Origin of the sequence: Streptomyces sp. NPDC005963 (assembly GCF_040638655.1) — a bacterium.
Taxonomy (GTDB): Bacteria; Actinomycetota; Actinomycetes; order Streptomycetales; family Streptomycetaceae; genus Streptomyces.
Genome location: NZ_JBEXVD010000002.1, coordinates 364,739 through 380,147, shown reverse-complemented (window position 1 = coordinate 380,147; position 15,409 = coordinate 364,739). Strand labels below are relative to the sequence as shown.

General features: G+C 69.4%; 14 protein-coding genes. 12 read left to right on the top strand and 2 right to left on the bottom strand.

What is annotated here, in order from left to right:
- Positions 1-26: 26 nt before the first annotated feature.
- Entirely contained in the window at positions 27-437 is a 411-nt protein-coding gene (locus tag ABZ348_RS04890) for a RidA family protein (RefSeq protein ID WP_358929375.1), read from the top strand.
- 120 nt (positions 438-557) lie between these two features.
- Here ABZ348_RS04890 and ABZ348_RS04885 read toward each other — a convergent pair whose 3' ends face one another.
- Both ABZ348_RS04885 and ABZ348_RS04880 read right to left on the bottom strand, forming a co-directional pair.
- Entirely contained in the window at positions 558-2,465 is a 1,908-nt protein-coding gene (locus tag ABZ348_RS04885; protein ID WP_358929373.1) for a protein kinase, read from the bottom strand.
- A gap of 305 nt (positions 2,466-2,770) precedes the next feature.
- Positions 2,771-4,465 (bottom strand): glycoside hydrolase family 18 protein, encoded by a 1,695-nt coding sequence (locus tag ABZ348_RS04880; protein ID WP_358929371.1) that lies wholly within the window; start codon positions 4,463-4,465, stop codon positions 2,771-2,773.
- Between the two features lie 425 nt (positions 4,466-4,890).
- Between ABZ348_RS04880 and ABZ348_RS04875 the strand changes: the two genes are divergently transcribed.
- The 11 genes from ABZ348_RS04875 to ABZ348_RS04825 all read left to right on the top strand — a co-directional run bounded on the left by ABZ348_RS04875 (position 4,891) and on the right by ABZ348_RS04825 (position 15,369).
- Positions 4,891-5,721: a hypothetical protein gene (locus ABZ348_RS04875; RefSeq protein WP_358929824.1), complete on the top strand. Its 831-nt coding sequence runs from the start codon at positions 4,891-4,893 to the stop codon at positions 5,719-5,721.
- 375 nt (positions 5,722-6,096) lie between these two features.
- Positions 6,097-6,810, top strand: coding sequence for a Flp pilus assembly protein CpaB (gene cpaB, locus ABZ348_RS04870; RefSeq protein ID WP_358929369.1), 714 nt, complete (start codon positions 6,097-6,099; stop codon positions 6,808-6,810).
- Between the two features lie 7 nt (positions 6,811-6,817).
- The gene (locus tag ABZ348_RS04865) at positions 6,818-8,065 is read left to right on the top strand and encodes an AAA family ATPase (protein ID WP_358929368.1); all 1,248 of its coding nucleotides are present in this window, start codon (positions 6,818-6,820) and stop codon (positions 8,063-8,065) included.
- On the top strand, positions 8,062-8,595 hold the full coding sequence (locus ABZ348_RS04860) for a TadE family protein (RefSeq protein WP_358929366.1): 534 nt from the start codon (positions 8,062-8,064) through the stop codon (positions 8,593-8,595). Before ABZ348_RS04865 ends, ABZ348_RS04860 begins: the two co-directional genes overlap by 4 nt.
- The gene (locus ABZ348_RS04855; RefSeq protein WP_358929364.1) at positions 8,592-8,945 is read left to right on the top strand and encodes a TadE/TadG family type IV pilus assembly protein; all 354 of its coding nucleotides are present in this window, start codon (positions 8,592-8,594) and stop codon (positions 8,943-8,945) included. Before ABZ348_RS04860 ends, ABZ348_RS04855 begins: the two co-directional genes overlap by 4 nt.
- A gap of 93 nt (positions 8,946-9,038) precedes the next feature.
- On the top strand, positions 9,039-10,379 hold the full coding sequence (locus ABZ348_RS04850; protein WP_358929362.1) for a CpaF family protein: 1,341 nt from the start codon (positions 9,039-9,041) through the stop codon (positions 10,377-10,379).
- 102 nt (positions 10,380-10,481) lie between these two features.
- Positions 10,482-11,423 (top strand): type II secretion system F family protein, encoded by a 942-nt coding sequence (locus ABZ348_RS04845; protein ID WP_358929360.1) that lies wholly within the window; start codon positions 10,482-10,484, stop codon positions 11,421-11,423.
- Positions 11,424-11,435: 12 nt separating this feature from the next.
- Positions 11,436-12,323 (top strand): DUF5936 domain-containing protein, encoded by an 888-nt coding sequence (locus ABZ348_RS04840; RefSeq protein ID WP_358929358.1) that lies wholly within the window; start codon positions 11,436-11,438, stop codon positions 12,321-12,323.
- Positions 12,324-12,393: 70 nt separating this feature from the next.
- Entirely contained in the window at positions 12,394-13,854 is a 1,461-nt protein-coding gene (locus tag ABZ348_RS04835; protein WP_358929356.1) for a histidine kinase, read from the top strand.
- A gap of 15 nt (positions 13,855-13,869) precedes the next feature.
- A complete protein-coding gene (locus tag ABZ348_RS04830; RefSeq protein WP_358929354.1) occupies positions 13,870-14,901 on the top strand; it encodes a response regulator transcription factor in 1,032 nt (343 codons plus the stop codon).
- A 174-nt stretch (positions 14,902-15,075) separates the two neighbouring features.
- Complete coding sequence (locus ABZ348_RS04825) at positions 15,076-15,369, top strand: hypothetical protein (protein WP_358929823.1); 294 nt, start codon at positions 15,076-15,078, stop codon at positions 15,367-15,369.
- Positions 15,370-15,409: the final 40 nt, after the last annotated feature.

Sequence of the window (15,409 nt, the reverse complement as noted above, 5' to 3'; positions counted from 1 at the left end):
GCACGAAAGGCCCCGAAGGTAGTTCCATGACCGAGAAGACCGCAATCACCCCCGCCACCCACACCGCCCCGCCCGCCAAGTTCTCCCACGGCGTGAAGAAGGGCAACATCCTCCAGGTCGCCGGCCAGGTCGGGTTCCTGCCCGCCGTCGCGGGCCAGGCCCCGACGCCCGCAGGGCCCACCCTGCGCGAGCAGACCCTCCAGACCTTCGCCAACGTCAAGGCGATCCTGGAGGAGGGCGGCGCGAGCTGGGACGACGTGATGATGATGCGCGTCTACCTCACCGACGTCGACCACTTCGCCGAGATGAACGAGATCTACAACGCGTACTTCGAGGAGCAGGGCCTCAAGGCCCCCGCATCGGCCCGGACCACCGTGTACGTCGGGCTGCCGGCAGGACTCCTCATCGAGATCGACGCGCTCGCCGTCCTGGGCTGACAGCGGCGCCGACAGCGGCGCCCGCGTCGGAGCACACGCGTGCACCGGGGCGGCGGGGCGCATTCCAGCGGGCCGTACCGGGCGTCCGGTACGGCCCGTTCGGTCGTGTCCTGCGCTTGCTCAGAGCGAGCGCAGACAGAGCAGCGTCCGCAGCCGCGTCGCGTCGATGTACTCGGACGACTGACGCCCCGGGCCCGTGGGACAGGACGTGGTCGACGCACCGTCGTACTCCTCCGTCCGCGCGAAGGTGACGCGCCAACTCGCCCGCTCCGATGCGCAGGACACGACCTCGACGGACTGGTACGACTCCGCCAGACAGTCGCCGGCATCGGTGTGTCTGGCCCGGTCGATGGGCCTGTCCGACGAGGAGGCGGCCGGCCTCCGGTCGTCGCCGTCGCCCTCACCGTCCCCGGAGAGGGCCAGCACGACTCCGATGACGATCAGTACGAGCGCCACCCCGCAGGCGAACAGCCAACGGGCCCTGGAGCCGTGCTCGCCGTTGGCCGTGGGTGCGACGGGGTAGCGGCGGATCGGCGCGGGCGGCGGTGCCGGATAGCGGTGCAGGACCACCGGTCGCCGGGGCGTGACGGGCCCGGACGCCTGGTCGCCCTGATCTGGCGGGCCGGCTGGATCTGCTGGCCCGGTTGGCCCGGTTGGCCCGGTTGGATCTGGCGGGACGGCTCGATCGATCTGCTCGTCCCGGGCATGGTCCACCCGGGCCCTGCCCTTCGCAGCCTCGGGGAGGACCGCATCGGAACGGACCGCCGGGGGAGTCGGTCGTGGGGTCCGCGTGGCGGCCCTCGCCCGGCGCGGGGGGCTGGCTGCGGCCCCGGGTACGGGACGGGTGTCTGCCGGGGGCGCGGCGTTCGTGCTCGCAGCGGCGTGCGCCCGGGACGGCGCGGCGGCGGACCGCACGGGGGCCGGCTGTGCCCGTGCCGGCACGGCGCCTGCCGGTCGTGCGTCTGCTGGTCGCGCTGCCGCTGATCGCGCTTCGGCCGGTCGTGCGTTGGGAGAGGACGTGGGGGAGGGCGTGGGGGAGGCGGGCTGCCTGGGCTCTGCCGGTGCCCTGTCGGGCCGTGGGGGCGCGCCCTTGACCTCCTTGCCCAGCGTCGCCGCGAGTTCCGCGCCCTGCCGTTCGTACGCCCCCATCAGCCGTGCCCAACTCGCCGGCAGCCAGTGCCGACCGGACTGCGAGGCCGACGGCGCGGCCAACTCCGTCGCGAACTCGGCCAGCAGTTCGTCCGGGCCGGGGCGCCGTGCCGGCTCCAGCGACAGACAGCGGTGGACGACGTCGTCCAGGGCGGCGGGCAACCCGGTGGTGTCGATCTCCCCGCGGGCGACCCTCGCCAGGAGTTGCAGCGTGTCCTCGCCCTCCGGGTAGGGCGGTCGGCCGACGGCGAGGTGGAACAGGGTGGCGCCGAAGGAGTACACGTCGGACGCGGCCGTGGACGACTCACCGCGCGCCTGCTCGGGCGAGGTGAAGGAGATCGTGCCCAGCGTCAGGCCGGTGCGGGTGACATCGACGGCGTGCGAGATGCCGAAGTCGATGACCCGGGCCCCGGAACCGGGCAGCAGGATGTTCTGGGGCTTCACATCCCGGTGGACTATGCCCTCCCGGTGCAGGGTGAACAGCGCCGCCGCAACACCGGCCGCCACCCAGGAGGCGGCCTGTGCGGGCAGGACGCCCGCCACGCGGACCAGTTCGGCGAGCGAGGGCGCCGGAATGTAGTCGATGGCCATCCACGGCCGCTCGGCCTCCGGATCGGCCGCCCTGACCCTGGCGGTGTGGGCGCTGTTGATGCGTCGGGCGAGCGTGACCTCACGGGCGAACCGCCTGCGGTCGACCTCGCTGACGACCCCCTCCGCGAGGAGCGACTTCACGGCCACCAGTCCGCCGTCCGCCGTGGAGCGGGCCAGATAGACGCGACCCATCCCGCCCGCCGCCAGCCGCACCAGCAGCCGATAGGGCCCCAGGCCCTGTGGATCTTCCCCCGTCAGCGGCAACAGCCGCGCCCCCGTGCCGGTCATCCTCTCCCCCTGCCGTGATGCCGGAGTGCAGCGTACCGACCAACGGCGCTCGGAACAGCGCCCGTTGTGTCACGGCTCGGGGTGCTTGCGCTCACCCGAGGAGGGGTGGCGGACGTCGTACGGGGAAGGGGCGTCCCCACCGGTCACACCGGTCACCTCCGGCCGGCACCGCCGACTGTCTGGTGCGCCTCGCCCGGCCGCCACAACGGACAGCAGCGCCACCGGAGACGGTGACGCTGCTGCTTACGTCGTACGACCTGGGCGTGGGGTTGGACGGTACGTACGACAGGTTCCGCCGCTTCTGGCTACGGCAGTCCGTGGACGTGCGGGCCGACCACGCTCGACCAGGCGTTCCCGGCGGTGGCGTCCCAGTTGGTGGACCAGGTCATCGCACCGCGCAGGCCCGGGTAGGTCTTGGCCGGCTTGAAGGTGCCGCAGTTGGTGCCGCGGGCCAGGCAGTCCAGCGCGTTCTTCACGATGGTCGGGCTGACGTAGCCGCTGCCCGCACCGCGGGTGGAGGCCGGGGTGCCGAGGCCGACCTGGGAGGCGTCGAGGCCGCCTTCCAGCATGATGCAGGCCAGACCGGTGAGGAAGTCCACCGAGCCCTGCGAGTACACCTTGCCGTCACAGCCGAGCATCGCTCCGCTGTTGTAGTACTGGGTGTTGACGACGGTGAGGATGTCCTTCACGTTCAGCGCCAGCTTGAAGTACTCGGAGGCGGTGGACTGCATGTCCAGCGTCTGCGGGGCCATGGTCAGGACCATGCCCGGGCCCGCCTTGGCGGAGAGCTGCCGCAGCGCCTTCGTCAGATACGTGGAGTTGATGCCGTGTTCGAGGTCGATGTCGACCCCGTTGAAGCCGTACTCCTGCATCAGCGCGTAGGTGCTGTTGGCGAACGCGGTCGCCGAGGCGTCGCTGTTGATGGTGACGTTGCCGATCTCACCGCCGACGGAGATGATCACGGACTTGCCCGCGGCCTTCTTCGCGGCGATGTCCGCCTTGAAGTCGGCGGTCGAGGCGTAGCCGACGGCCGGGCTCAGGTTGAAGACGATCTCGCCCGGGGTCGTGGTGGCGTCCGCGAAGGCCACGGCGATGATGTCGTACTCCGACTGCACGTCGCGCAGCTTCTGTACGGTCGCGCCGTTGTTGAAGTTCTGCCAGTAGCCGGTCACCGCGTGCTTGGGCACGTTCGGGTTGGGCTCCACTGATCCCTTGGAGGTGCGACCCGCGACGTTCGCGGTGCGGCCGGACTCGCCGGCGCCGTTGGTGGCGGTCACCTGGAACTGGTAAAGCGTGTCCTGGGTGAGGCCGGTCACCGTGGCCGACGTGCCGGTTGCGGACTGGACCTTGGTGCCGTCGCGGTAGACGTTGTAGCCGGTGGCGCCGGCGGACGCGGTCCAGTTCAGCGCCACGGACGAGGGGGTCACGGCGCCGGTCGCGAGCCCGGTGGGCGTGGGGGGAACCACGGGCTCCTCGGTGCCGCCACCGCCGTCCGGGCCGTACACGTTCACGTCGTCGACCTGGTAGGCGGGAGTGCCGTACCAGCCGTGCGTGTACACGGTGACGGACGTGGTGCTCGCGCCCGTACGGAACGTGGTGTTCAACTGGGTCCAGCCGGTGGAGCCGGGGCTCCACGTCGACACATCGGTGGTGCCGGTGCCGCTGGCGCCCAGATAGGTGTGTCCGCCCTGGACCCAGGCGCTCAGCGCATAGGTCGAGTTGGGCTTCACCGTGACGGTCTGGGTGCACTTGGCGTTGTCGTGTCCGGCCGGTGTCGCCTTGAGGGCGGATGCCCCCGTGCGGACGGGCGTCGAGACGTTGGCGCCGGAGGCTCCGGAGCAGGTCCAGTTGGACAGTCCTGACTCAAAGCCGGCGTTCTTGGCGACGTTGACGTCGGCTGCCTGTGCGGTTCCCGTGGTGCCCACGATGGCCACGCCGGCGCCGACGGCGAGCGCCAGCACACCGCCAAGCCATCTCTTTTTGCGCGTGATGGGTTCCACTTGCTGCCTCCAGGTGGGGGAGTTGGGGGGATGGAGGAAGAAAAGAGGTACGTACGGTGGCCACCGTTGTTGCCCGTAAAGCTGGTCCAGACCAATAGGCTTGTCAAGTCCTCTGACGCTGATTCGTCCTACGACGTGGTCATCGCTTTTCGGCCACAGCGGAGCGTAGACCCCCTGACGGGTCTGATGGGGCAGGATGGTGGATCGTCAGCTTTTCGACCCCTTTGGCGTGTGCGGAGCGTGCACGGGCTGGGGCTGTGAGTTCAAGAAGGTGTTCTCTGCCGTCAAAGTCGCAGATAAAGTGCTGAGGCAGGAGCAGCGAGTGCGTATCTGCGGTCACGGGACCCCCGGCGGCCGGAGCCGAACGGGGAACCAGCGTGCCGACCGCAATAGCTGTCACCAGCGCAGATCTGGTGCTACCGGCGATGGACCAGCACACGCCCACGGCGGCTCTCCTCGCCGCGCCGCAGGACCAGTCGCTCGACGCCGCCCTCGCGGACATGACCGTACTGCTGGAGCAGCACGGATCGGTGATCGCGCTCTATCCGTCGACGATCGGCCTCGCCCATGAACGGCGGCTGCACACCGTGCGGTCCGTGCTGGAGACCAATCGCATCGCCCTGCTGAAGCTCGACCTCCCGCCGCTCGCGATCGGCGTCCTCGTGCGCCAGTTGCGGCAGTTGTCGATCTGCGACTTCGGGGCGGGAATCGTCGCCTCCGCCGCCCGACTGCTGTCGCACTACATCTACGCGGGCGCCCAGTTGAACTCGGTGGCCAGGCTGGACCGGGTGCCGGTCAGTCTGAAGTCCCATGCGAAGTCCTGGGTTCCCGGCTCGCAGTTCGGGGTACTGGCCAATCCTCGCCCGGAATTGATCAGGATCGGGACGGGGCAGCTCTCCGGGCCCGACTTCGCCACCCGGTTGGTCGTCGCCAAAGGACAGTTGCAGTCTGAATGGATCAGCGAGACGCTGATCCCGCAGTGGCGCACGCAGAGTTTGGAGGAGAACGACTTGCCGGCGGATTCGCCCGGTTGGTGGGGCACCGGCAAGCTCATTGAATTCGCGGCCTTCCTGCCGGACATCTCCATCCTCTACCAACTGGTCTCGTCCGTAAGGAGAGAGGTGTGCACCTGGTGCGGAATTGACATCATCGGTGATCGCTGCGGCTTCTGTTCGGCGTTGCTCGCTGCGGCCGAAGGACAGGGCCGGGATTCCCGGGTACTGAACCATGGAACAGTCGCGCACCGCGGTTCGTGAGTCGGGTGACGGCGGGTTCGCCCCTGCCCCGGCCGAGCCGCTCCCACCCGGTGCGGCCGTCCCATACGGCTCGGTGCGCAGGGGCCAGCGGCTCTCCCACCACGGCCGAAGACCCGTCAGAACCGTCCGGCCCGTCAGAACCGTCCGACCCGCCCGTCGCATCTCGCCAGAGCGGCACACCCACCCCGGGTGTCCACCCATAGGGCTGCGACCGCCGACGGCGGGACGTACGGCGGGTCCGCGATCCATACCCACCGTTGTGCATCGCAAGGGGCCGCGCATCCGCCCCACCGCGGCGCGCAACCCCCTTCCAGCCGTACGTCCCACTCTGTCCGCTCCGTCAGCCCATGATCTGCGAACGAGGTCGTCCAACCAATGAATTCACGCCAACGCCGTGGCGTTCTCCTTCTGCTCCTTTCGGTGCTGTGCGCCCTCGCCGCGTTCGCCGGCGTGATCTCAGTGATCAACAACGTGAATTCCAAAGTCGGTCCAGAGGCCACGGCGTACGAGCTGAAGACGGATGTGTCTCCCTATACGGCTCTGCAGCCCGCTCAGTTCACCAAGGTGCGGATACCAAAGCGTTGGTTGCCGACGAGTGCCGTCTCCGAACTGTCCGTGCTGCGCGGAAAGATCGCGGTCACCCAGCTGCGCAAGGGCTCCCTGCTCCAGGAAGACATGATCGTCAAGCGGCCCGAACTGGCGGCGGGCGAGCAGGAGATCGCCATCATGATCGACGCGGCCACCGGTGTCGCGGGCAAGATCACCCCCGGTGATCTGGTCAATATCTTCGCGACCTTCGCCGGCAAGGAGAAGGGCGATCCGGACCAGTCCCGGATCATCGTCCCCAACGCCAAGGTCATCGACGTCGGCAGACTGACCCCGCTGGAGCGCAAGGAAGGCGACCGTCGCAGCACCGCACGCGAGGCCGTGCCCATCACCTTCGCGCTCAACACCACGGACGCCCAGCGCCTGGCGTACGCGGAGTCCTTCGCCGAGAACGTGCGGCTCGCCCTCCTTGCCAAGGGCAGCCCGGCCACCTTGCGCCCCGGGGACAGCACGTACACCCTCGGCGAAGACAAGAACAGGTGAGGGCTGTATGACCATACGCATCCTCCCGGCCGTCGGTGATCTCGACGCGGCCCGGTCCATCACCACCCTGCTCAGCCAGCTACCGGAGACGGAACCAGCGAATCCGGTATCCGATTCGACTTCGCTGCTCGATCTGCTGGCCCGGCTCGCGGCCGAGTCGATCGACGAACTGCCCGAGGTCGTCCTGGTCCACGAGCGGATCGGACCCGTGCCCGCACTGGAGCTGATCCGGGAGGTGGCGCTGCGCTTCCCCGCCGTGGGGGTCATCCTGGTCACGGTCGACGCCAGCCCGGGCCTGTACTCGGCGGCCATGGACTCCGGCGCCCGCGGACTGATCGGGTTCCCCCTCTCGTACGAGGAACTGGCCCAGCGGGTGCAGGCGGCTGCGGGCTGGTCCACCGGTGTGCGGCGGCACCTCGGGCACGGGGCGGAGGTGTTCACCGGACCCGGCGGCACGGTCGTCACCGTCAGCGGCGCCAAGGGCGGGGTGGGCGCCACCGTGACCGCGGTCCAGCTCGCCCTGGCCGCCCAGGCGTCCGGTCGGTCCGTGGCGCTCGCCGACCTCGACCTCCAGGCCGGCGACATCGCCTCCTACCTCGACGTCCAGTTCCGGCGCTCCATCGTCGATCTCGCCGGCATCCAGGACATCTCGCCCCGTGTGCTCCAGGACGCCGTGTTTGCCCATCACACCGGGCTGGGGCTGCTGCTCGCCCCCACCGACGGCGAACGCGGCGAGGAGGTGGACGACAGGGCCGTGCGCCAGGTCGTCAGCGCCCTGCGCCACCGTTACGACGTGGTCGTCGTCGACTGCGGTACGCAGATGAACAGTGCCAATGCCGCCGCCATCGAAATGGCCGATACGACGCTGCTGGTGACCACCCCCGACGTGATCGCCGTACGCGCGGCCAAACGCATGGTCAGGCTCTGGGACCGGCTCCAGATCCGCAAGGCCGAGGAGACGGTGGCGGTGGTCAACCGCCACAGCAGGTCCACCGAGATCCAACCGCCGCTGATCGAGCGGATCACCGGTACCCGCATCGCCCGGACGACGGTCCCCGCGGGCTTCAAGGAGCTCCAGCCCGTCGTCGACGCCGGCCGGATGCAGGACCTGGAGGCCAAGTCCGCGGTCAAGCAGGCGCTGTGGCAACTGGCGGCCGAACTGTCGCTGGTCACCGTGGCGGAGGCGGAGCAGCGCCAGGGCAAGTTCCGCGGCGATCGGGGCTCGATCGGGTTGCGAAGGACACGTTCACGATGACGGGGGACGGGGCGCCGGTGCCGGGGCGGCACCCGACGGCGGGCGGGTCGCGCTTTCGACGAGCCCTGGCGCCCTGCCGCGTCGAGCGGACCGGGAGAATAGCGGGGGCCGACAGGGCTGATAGGGCTGACGGCAACTGCGTCAGCGATGCTCCCGCGCGGACCCTTCGCCAGCGCCTCGGGGACGATCGGGGCCAGGCCGCCGTCGAGTTCACCGGCACCATCCCCATCATCCTGATCACCATCGTCCTGATGTGGCAGGCGGCCCTGACCGGCTACACCTTCGCCCTCGCGGGGAACGCGGCGGACGAAGCCGTCCGCGCCGGGGTCGTCGGCGGGGACGGCGCCTGCCAGGCGGCGGGACAGGCCCATCTCCCGGCGGCCTGGCAGGGCCCCGGCTTCAGTTGCGGTGAGAGTGGGGAGCACTACCGGGCCACCGTGGCCCTCGACGTACCCCTGCTCTTCCCGGGAGTGAGCTTCTCGGTCACCGTGCGCGGCGAAGCCGCAGCCCCCCGGGAGGACGCGCCGTGATCCGACAGCGACACAGGGAGCGTGGACAGGCCGCCGTCGAGTACGCGGGGGTGATCGCCCTGCTGCTGTTCGTCGCGCTCGCCGCGATCCAACTCGGCGTCGCCGCCTACGCCGCCCAGCAGGCGGGCACCGCGGCCCGGGCCGGAGCCCGCGCCGCCACCCTGCCCGACGGGGACGGCCGAGCCGGCCTCGCAGCGGACGCAGCGGTCAGCTCATGGCTCACCCCGAAGACGCAGTCCGGATCGTGTGGTGACCAGATCACCGTCTCGGTGACGATCGACATCCCCCAAGTGCTGCCGATCTTCGACTTCGGCAGCGCACGTCGGAGCGTCACCATGCCCTGCGACTGAAGGAGTGTCCGAACCCACGAGCACCACACCGGCGAAACGCCGGGCAGCACCGGGAAACACGGCACGAAACGGGGGAGTTGGGGAGATGGCGAGATGAGTCTGCGGGCACGCATCAACAGTCCCGAGCCGGTCAACGGCCACGGGGAGGAGAACCGACTCGTCGGCGTCTACCGGGCCAAGCTCCTGGAGGAGATCGACCTCGCCGAGATGTCCGCGCTCGCCGCCGCCGACCGGCGAGTACGGCTGGAGCGGGTCCTCGGCCACATCATCAGCCGAGAGGGTCCCGTCCTCTCCACCGTCGAGCGCTCCCAGCTCATCCGACGCGTCGTCGACGAAGCACTGGGCCTTGGCATCCTCGAACCGCTCCTCGAAGACGCCTCCATCAGCGAAATCATGGTCAACGGCCATGATCAGGTCTATGTCGAGCGCGCCGGACGGTTGGAGATGCTGCCGCTGCGCTTCTCCTCCAACGAACAGCTGATGCAGACCATCGAGCGGATCGTCTCCACCGTGAACCGACGGGTCGACGAGGCCAACCCCATGGTCGACGCCCGCCTCCCCTCGGGCGAGCGCGTCAACGTCATCATCCCGCCCCTCTCCCTCAGCGGCCCCATCCTCACCATCCGCCGCTTCCCGCGCGCCTTCACCCTCCAAGAGATGATCGCCATCGGCTCCCTGGACGAGCAGATGACTTTGCTGCTCGCCGGACTGGTCCGCGCCAAGTTCAACGTGATCGTCTCCGGAGCCACCGGCACCGGCAAGACGACCCTCCTCAACTCCCTCTCCGGCCTCATCCCCGAGGGCGAGCGCATCGTCACCATCGAGGACTCGGCCGAACTCCAGCTCCAGCAACCCCATGTGATCACCCTGGAGAGCAGGCCCCCGAACGTGGAGGGCAAGGGCCGGATCACCATCCGCGACCTCGTCCGCAACTCCCTGCGTATGCGCCCCGACCGCATCATCGTCGGTGAGGTCCGCGGCGGCGAGACCCTCGACATGCTCCAGGCCATGTCCACCGGTCACGACGGCTCGCTCGCCACCGTCCACGCCAACAGCGCGGAGGACGCGCTGATGCGGCTCCAGACCCTGGCGTCCATGGCCGAGGTGGAGATCCCCTTCGCGGCGATCAAGGACCAGATCAATAGCGCCGTGGACGTCATCGTCCAACTCACCCGGCACGCGGACGGCTCCCGACGCGTCACCGAGATCGCCGTCGTCGACTCCCACGGGCGCGAGGAGTACCGCATCGTCTCCGTCTGCCGCTTCCACGCCCGCCCCATGGCCGCCGACGGACGGATCCACGGTGAGTTCGGCTACTACCCGGTGCCCCGGAGGATCGCCGAACGCCTCTACATGAAGAACGAGGCGCTCCCCCCGGTCTTCGGCGTCGCCGACCGGGACGACCAGCTCGCCGTACGGAGGACCGTCCTATGACCGGCCCCTGAACCGGCACCCTCCGTACGACCCGCGCCCCCGCACCGTCGGCCGAACCGAGCCCCCGCCCACCGCCAGCCCACCGAAAAGGCCCCGCCCGACATGGACAACCTCCCGCTACTGACGACCGGAGTGGCCCTACTCGCCGGTGTGCTCGGAGTCATCGGCGTACACGCCTATTCCTCGGGCCGGGCCCAACAGCACGCACTGGTCGAACGCATGGCGCAGACCGGCGGCGCCCTCGGCCGGCCGGGTCGCAAACGGCGCTTCGGCGGCATCGACCGACGGATGCGGAACACCGGCCTCGGCCGTCGCATCGAACGCAAGATCGCCGCGACCGGGCTGGACCTGACGGCCGGCGAGTACCTGGTGTACGTGATCGCCGTCGTACTGGCCCTCTACTTCGTCGTCGGCGCGATCCTGGCCCCCTTCTTCGGACTCATCGCCGCCGTCGCCAGCGTCTGGGGCGCCAATGCCTTCCTCAACTGGCAGCGCACCAAACGCACCGAGGCGTTCATCGGCCAACTGCCCGAGTTCACCCGCGTGCTCGCCAACGCCACCCAGGCGGGACTCGCCCTGCGCACCGCCCTCGCCATGGCCGCCGAAGAACTCGATCAGCCCGCGGGCCATGAACTGGGCATCGTCGCCGATCAACTCGCGGTGGGAAAGAGCCTCGACGACGCCCTCGGGGAACTCGCCGACCGGCTCCCGTCCCGCGAACTGATGGTCCTCGTCACCACCCTGATCCTGGCCAACCGAGCCGGCGGCCAGGTCGTCACCTCCCTGAGAAACCTGACCGAGTCCCTGGAAGAGCGCAAGGAGACCCGTCGCGAGGTCACCACCATGCTCTCCCAGATCAAGGTCACCGCCATCGCCGTACCCCTTCTGGGGCTGGGCTTCCTGCTGATGATCAACACCATGACACCGGGCGCGCTCGACAAGATGACGGGCTCGGTCACAGGCCAGGCGGCCACCCTGGTCGCCTTCGGCCTCTACGTACTGGGCGCCTTCCTGATCCGCCGCGTCTCGCGGATCCAGGTCTGAGGGGGACGAACCATGGGACTGCTGCTCGCTCTGCTGTTCGCCCTCTCGGTGTACGGGGTCTTCCACGGCGTACGGATGTACCGCGCCGACGCCAAACTCCCCGGCGACCTCCAACTCGCCCTGGAAGTCGGCGCCACCCGCACCACCGCGGTCGGCTCGGTCATCGACCGGCTCGGCATCCGGTACGCCCCGGCGATCCTGCGGACCATGGGCCCCACCCGGGTCGACGCCCTGCGCCGCCGGCTGGACATGGCCGGAAACCCGGGCGGCATGACCGTCGACCGCTATGCGGCCCGCCGTGCCGTCTACGGATTCCTGGGCGTCCTGGCAGCCCTCTCGATGCTGGCGCGCGGCCAGTTCGTCCTCGCGATCCTGCTCTTCGTGTACGGGATGTTCTGGACCGACGTCATCATCAAGGCCGCCATCCGCCGCCGCCGGGCCGACATCGAACGCACGCTGCCCGACTTCCTCGACGTCCTCGCCGTCGTGGTCTCCGCCGGACTCGGCTTCCGGCAGGCCCTGGAGCGCGTCGCGGAGAAGTACCAAGGCCCCTGGGCCGATGAACTGCGCATCACACTGCGGCAGATGGACATGGGCGTCAGCCGCCGTGACGCCTTCGACCAACTGAGGAAGCGCAATGACTCCGACCAGGTGTCGAAGTTCGTCACCGCCCTCCAGCAGGGCGAGGAACTGGGCGCGCCGATCGTCGACACGCTGATCCAGATCGCGACCGACATGCGCCGCACGGACGCCCAGAACGCCCGGCGCAACGCCGCTCGGGCCGTCCCCAAATCCACTCTCGTCGTCACCCTGATCATGCTCCCGGCAACCATGATCCTCATCGTCGTGAGCTTCTACTACGGCTCCGGCGTGGACCTCGCCGAAGTGCTGGGCGGCTGATCCTCGCTTCCCGGACAGCCATGAGCAGCCAGAACAGGTACGGACCGTCACAGACAGGAGGTGACAGACGATGCCCTCGGCCCGCCGAGCACTCGTAGCCAAGGCACTGCCCCGCGCGGGCGGTGCCGCAGGACCCCCGCTCCCCACGGGAGGCGGCGCCCTGGTCCCCACGGGCCGCACCACGCCCCCGATCGCCCCGCCCCCCGCGGCCGGTGGTCTGGCCCGCGTACGCAGGATCCTGTTAGGCGATCCCCACGCTCCGGCCCCCTCACTGCCGCTCCAGGTCAACGCCCTCCAAGCGCTGTGCCGCCAGGTCTTCGGCTTTCGACTCGCGATGATCGCGCTGGCCGCCCCCTTCGCCCTCGCGGGCACGGCGTCCGGCCCCACGAGTTGGCTGATCGGCGCGGCCGTCCTGGTCACCTTTATGACCTCGTACGCCCTGCTCCGGGACTGGGAGCGCTTCGGCCCCGTTCTGCTGCGACACCCCTGGCTCCTCGCCGCGGATATGGCGTTCGGGGCGCTCCTGCTGGTCACCGCTTCGCCCGACTCGCCCCTCGCGTACGTCACCATCTGCACGCCCCTGCTGGCCGGACTGATCTCCGGGTTGCGCGGTGCCGTCGTCTTCGCCGTGCTCCAGTCCCTGATCGTCGCCGGCGCCTACGCGCTCAACGACGGCACCGAGGCCCGCTTCACCGCACTGTTCCTGCCCGGGCTCTGCGCCTTGGCGGGGGTGCTCGGGACCACCCTGCGCAAACTGGTACTCGGCTTCGGAACGGCCAGCCAGGCACTCACCGAGGCGCGGGCCCGACTCGCGGCCAGCGGGGCGGTCGAGCAGGAACGCGCCCGACTGGCCCGCGAGATGCACGACTCGGTGACCAAGACCCTCCACGGGCTGGCCCTCGCGGCGGACGGCCTCGCCCGCTCCGCCGCCCGCTCGGACCCGGACACCGTGCGCAGCGAGGCCGAACTGGTGGCCCGCTCGGCCCGCCGGGCAGCGGCGGAGTCCCGGGAGATCCTGGCTGATCTGCGCCGCTCCTCCGGAGTGGACGACGGATACAACGGCGACTCGGTGGACGTCCTGGCCGAGTTGCGGACACGGGCGGCTGACTTCGGCCGGCGCAGCGCCGTGCGATGGGAGTTTCGCCCCCTTGGCCGGCCCACGGTGGTCCGTCTGCCGCCGACGGTGGCCCGCCAGGTGCTGACCATCGTCTCGGAGGCATTGGAGAACGCCCGCCGCCACGGCAACCCGGCACGACTGGAGGTGTCGGCGGGGGTCGTACACGGCGTCCTGCGCATCAGCGTCTACGACGACGGTACGGGGCTGCCCGCCGGTACCTCCCTGGCGGAACTGCGCAGGAAGGGGCACTTCGGGCTGGTCGGCATGGTGGAGCGGGCGGCTGCGATTGGCGCGCGCATCCGCATAGGGAAGGGCGAGGCGACCCGGGGCACGGAGGTCCGCCTCGAACTCCCCCTCCCGGCCGAGCAGTCTCCATCGTCGCCCGGGCCCTTTCCGTCCCCCGTCGTCCACTGAGAGGAGGCCCCGGCCATGTCCGACGAGTACATTCCGTACACCGAGCACATTCCGTACACCGCGTGCGTCCCGCACATCAAGGATGCCGAGTGCGCTGAGCCCGCTGGGCAGATGGAGGGAGCGGTATCGGGCACGTCCCACCCGCCGTCCACTGCCGTACGCATCGTGATCGCCGACGACAACCCGGTCGTACGGGCCGGTCTTGCCGCCCTGTTGCGGGGGCAGGAGGGTCTGACGGTCGTCGCCGAAGCGGCGGACGGTGCCCAGGCGTACGAGGCGGTCGTCAGCCATCGACCGGATCTGGTGCTGTTGGACGTCCGGATGCCTGGGGTGGACGGTATCTCCGTCCTCCCTCATCTGGTGGGGCTCGCTCCGGTCCTGATGATGACGTACAGCAGCGAGAGCCGGATCGTGCACGAGGCCCTCCGGCGGGGGGCGGGTGGCTATCTCGTCCACGGGGAGTTCACCGTGGAGCAACTGGTATCGGCCATCCACGACATCACCGCGGGGCGGGCCGTGTTCTCCCCTTCCGCTTCCGGTGCGCTGCTGGCGGGTATCCGTGGAGATCAGCTGGCCGATCGGATCAGGGGACCGCTTCCGGATGGGCTCGGCGCATCGTCCCCTTCCTTCAACCGAACCGAGCCTTCGCAATTGGAATCACTGCTCTCCGGTGCGGGATCGCGTATGCATCTGCAATACCGAGCAGCTCATGCCGGGTTGGCTCAGCGGCAGTATGGCCCTGTCGAGGGAAAACTTTCGCAACTGTCTTCGCTTAAGCAAGCGAATGTGGGACATTCGTGTTCGGGTGGTCCGGTGACGGGCCGACCGCAGGGCGTGCTGGGCGAGTTGAGTCGTCGGGAGGTGGAGGTGATGGAGTTGATCGCATCCGGACTGTCGAATCAACAGATCGCCGCCTCCTGCTTCATCAGCATGAAGACGGTCAAGAATCACATCAACCGCATCTTCGCCAAGCTGAACGCCCAAGGTAGGGGCGAGGCCATCGACGTATGGCGCGGTGTCGTCCGGAGGGAGGCCGGTCCACGGTGAACAGGGACACGGACACCACCGGCAGGTTTAGCCAAAGACGTCGAATCCGCCATTGGGCCCGGAGTTGGGCCCTCGGACCCATTCACGACAGAGCACTCCCGGCGTACATTTCTCACGCTGCCGTCTATGTCGATACGGAGAGTAGCGATAGGGCGGGCGGTGCCATGGAGTCGTATGAGCCGGCCGGTGATCGGGCCGTCGGCGCCGGAGGGGAACACCATGCAGAACGTGACGCTGAAGGCCGCGGTCAAGGCCCGTCTGTTCATTTCGGCCCGGACGGCAGCAGTCACCGAGTCGATGCGCAAGCGCCGCGACGCCGGCCAGGACTCCGTCGAGTACGTCGGGGTGATCGTGCTGGTGGCGGCGATCATCGCGGCCCTGGTGGGGTCGGGCGTGGCCGGCGACATCGCCAACGGTCTGAAGAACCAGGTGGCGAAGATCCTGGGTGGAGGCGGAGGCGGCGAGTAGCCGATGCCCCGTCACCCCGCGACGGTGACGCGGGGCAGGC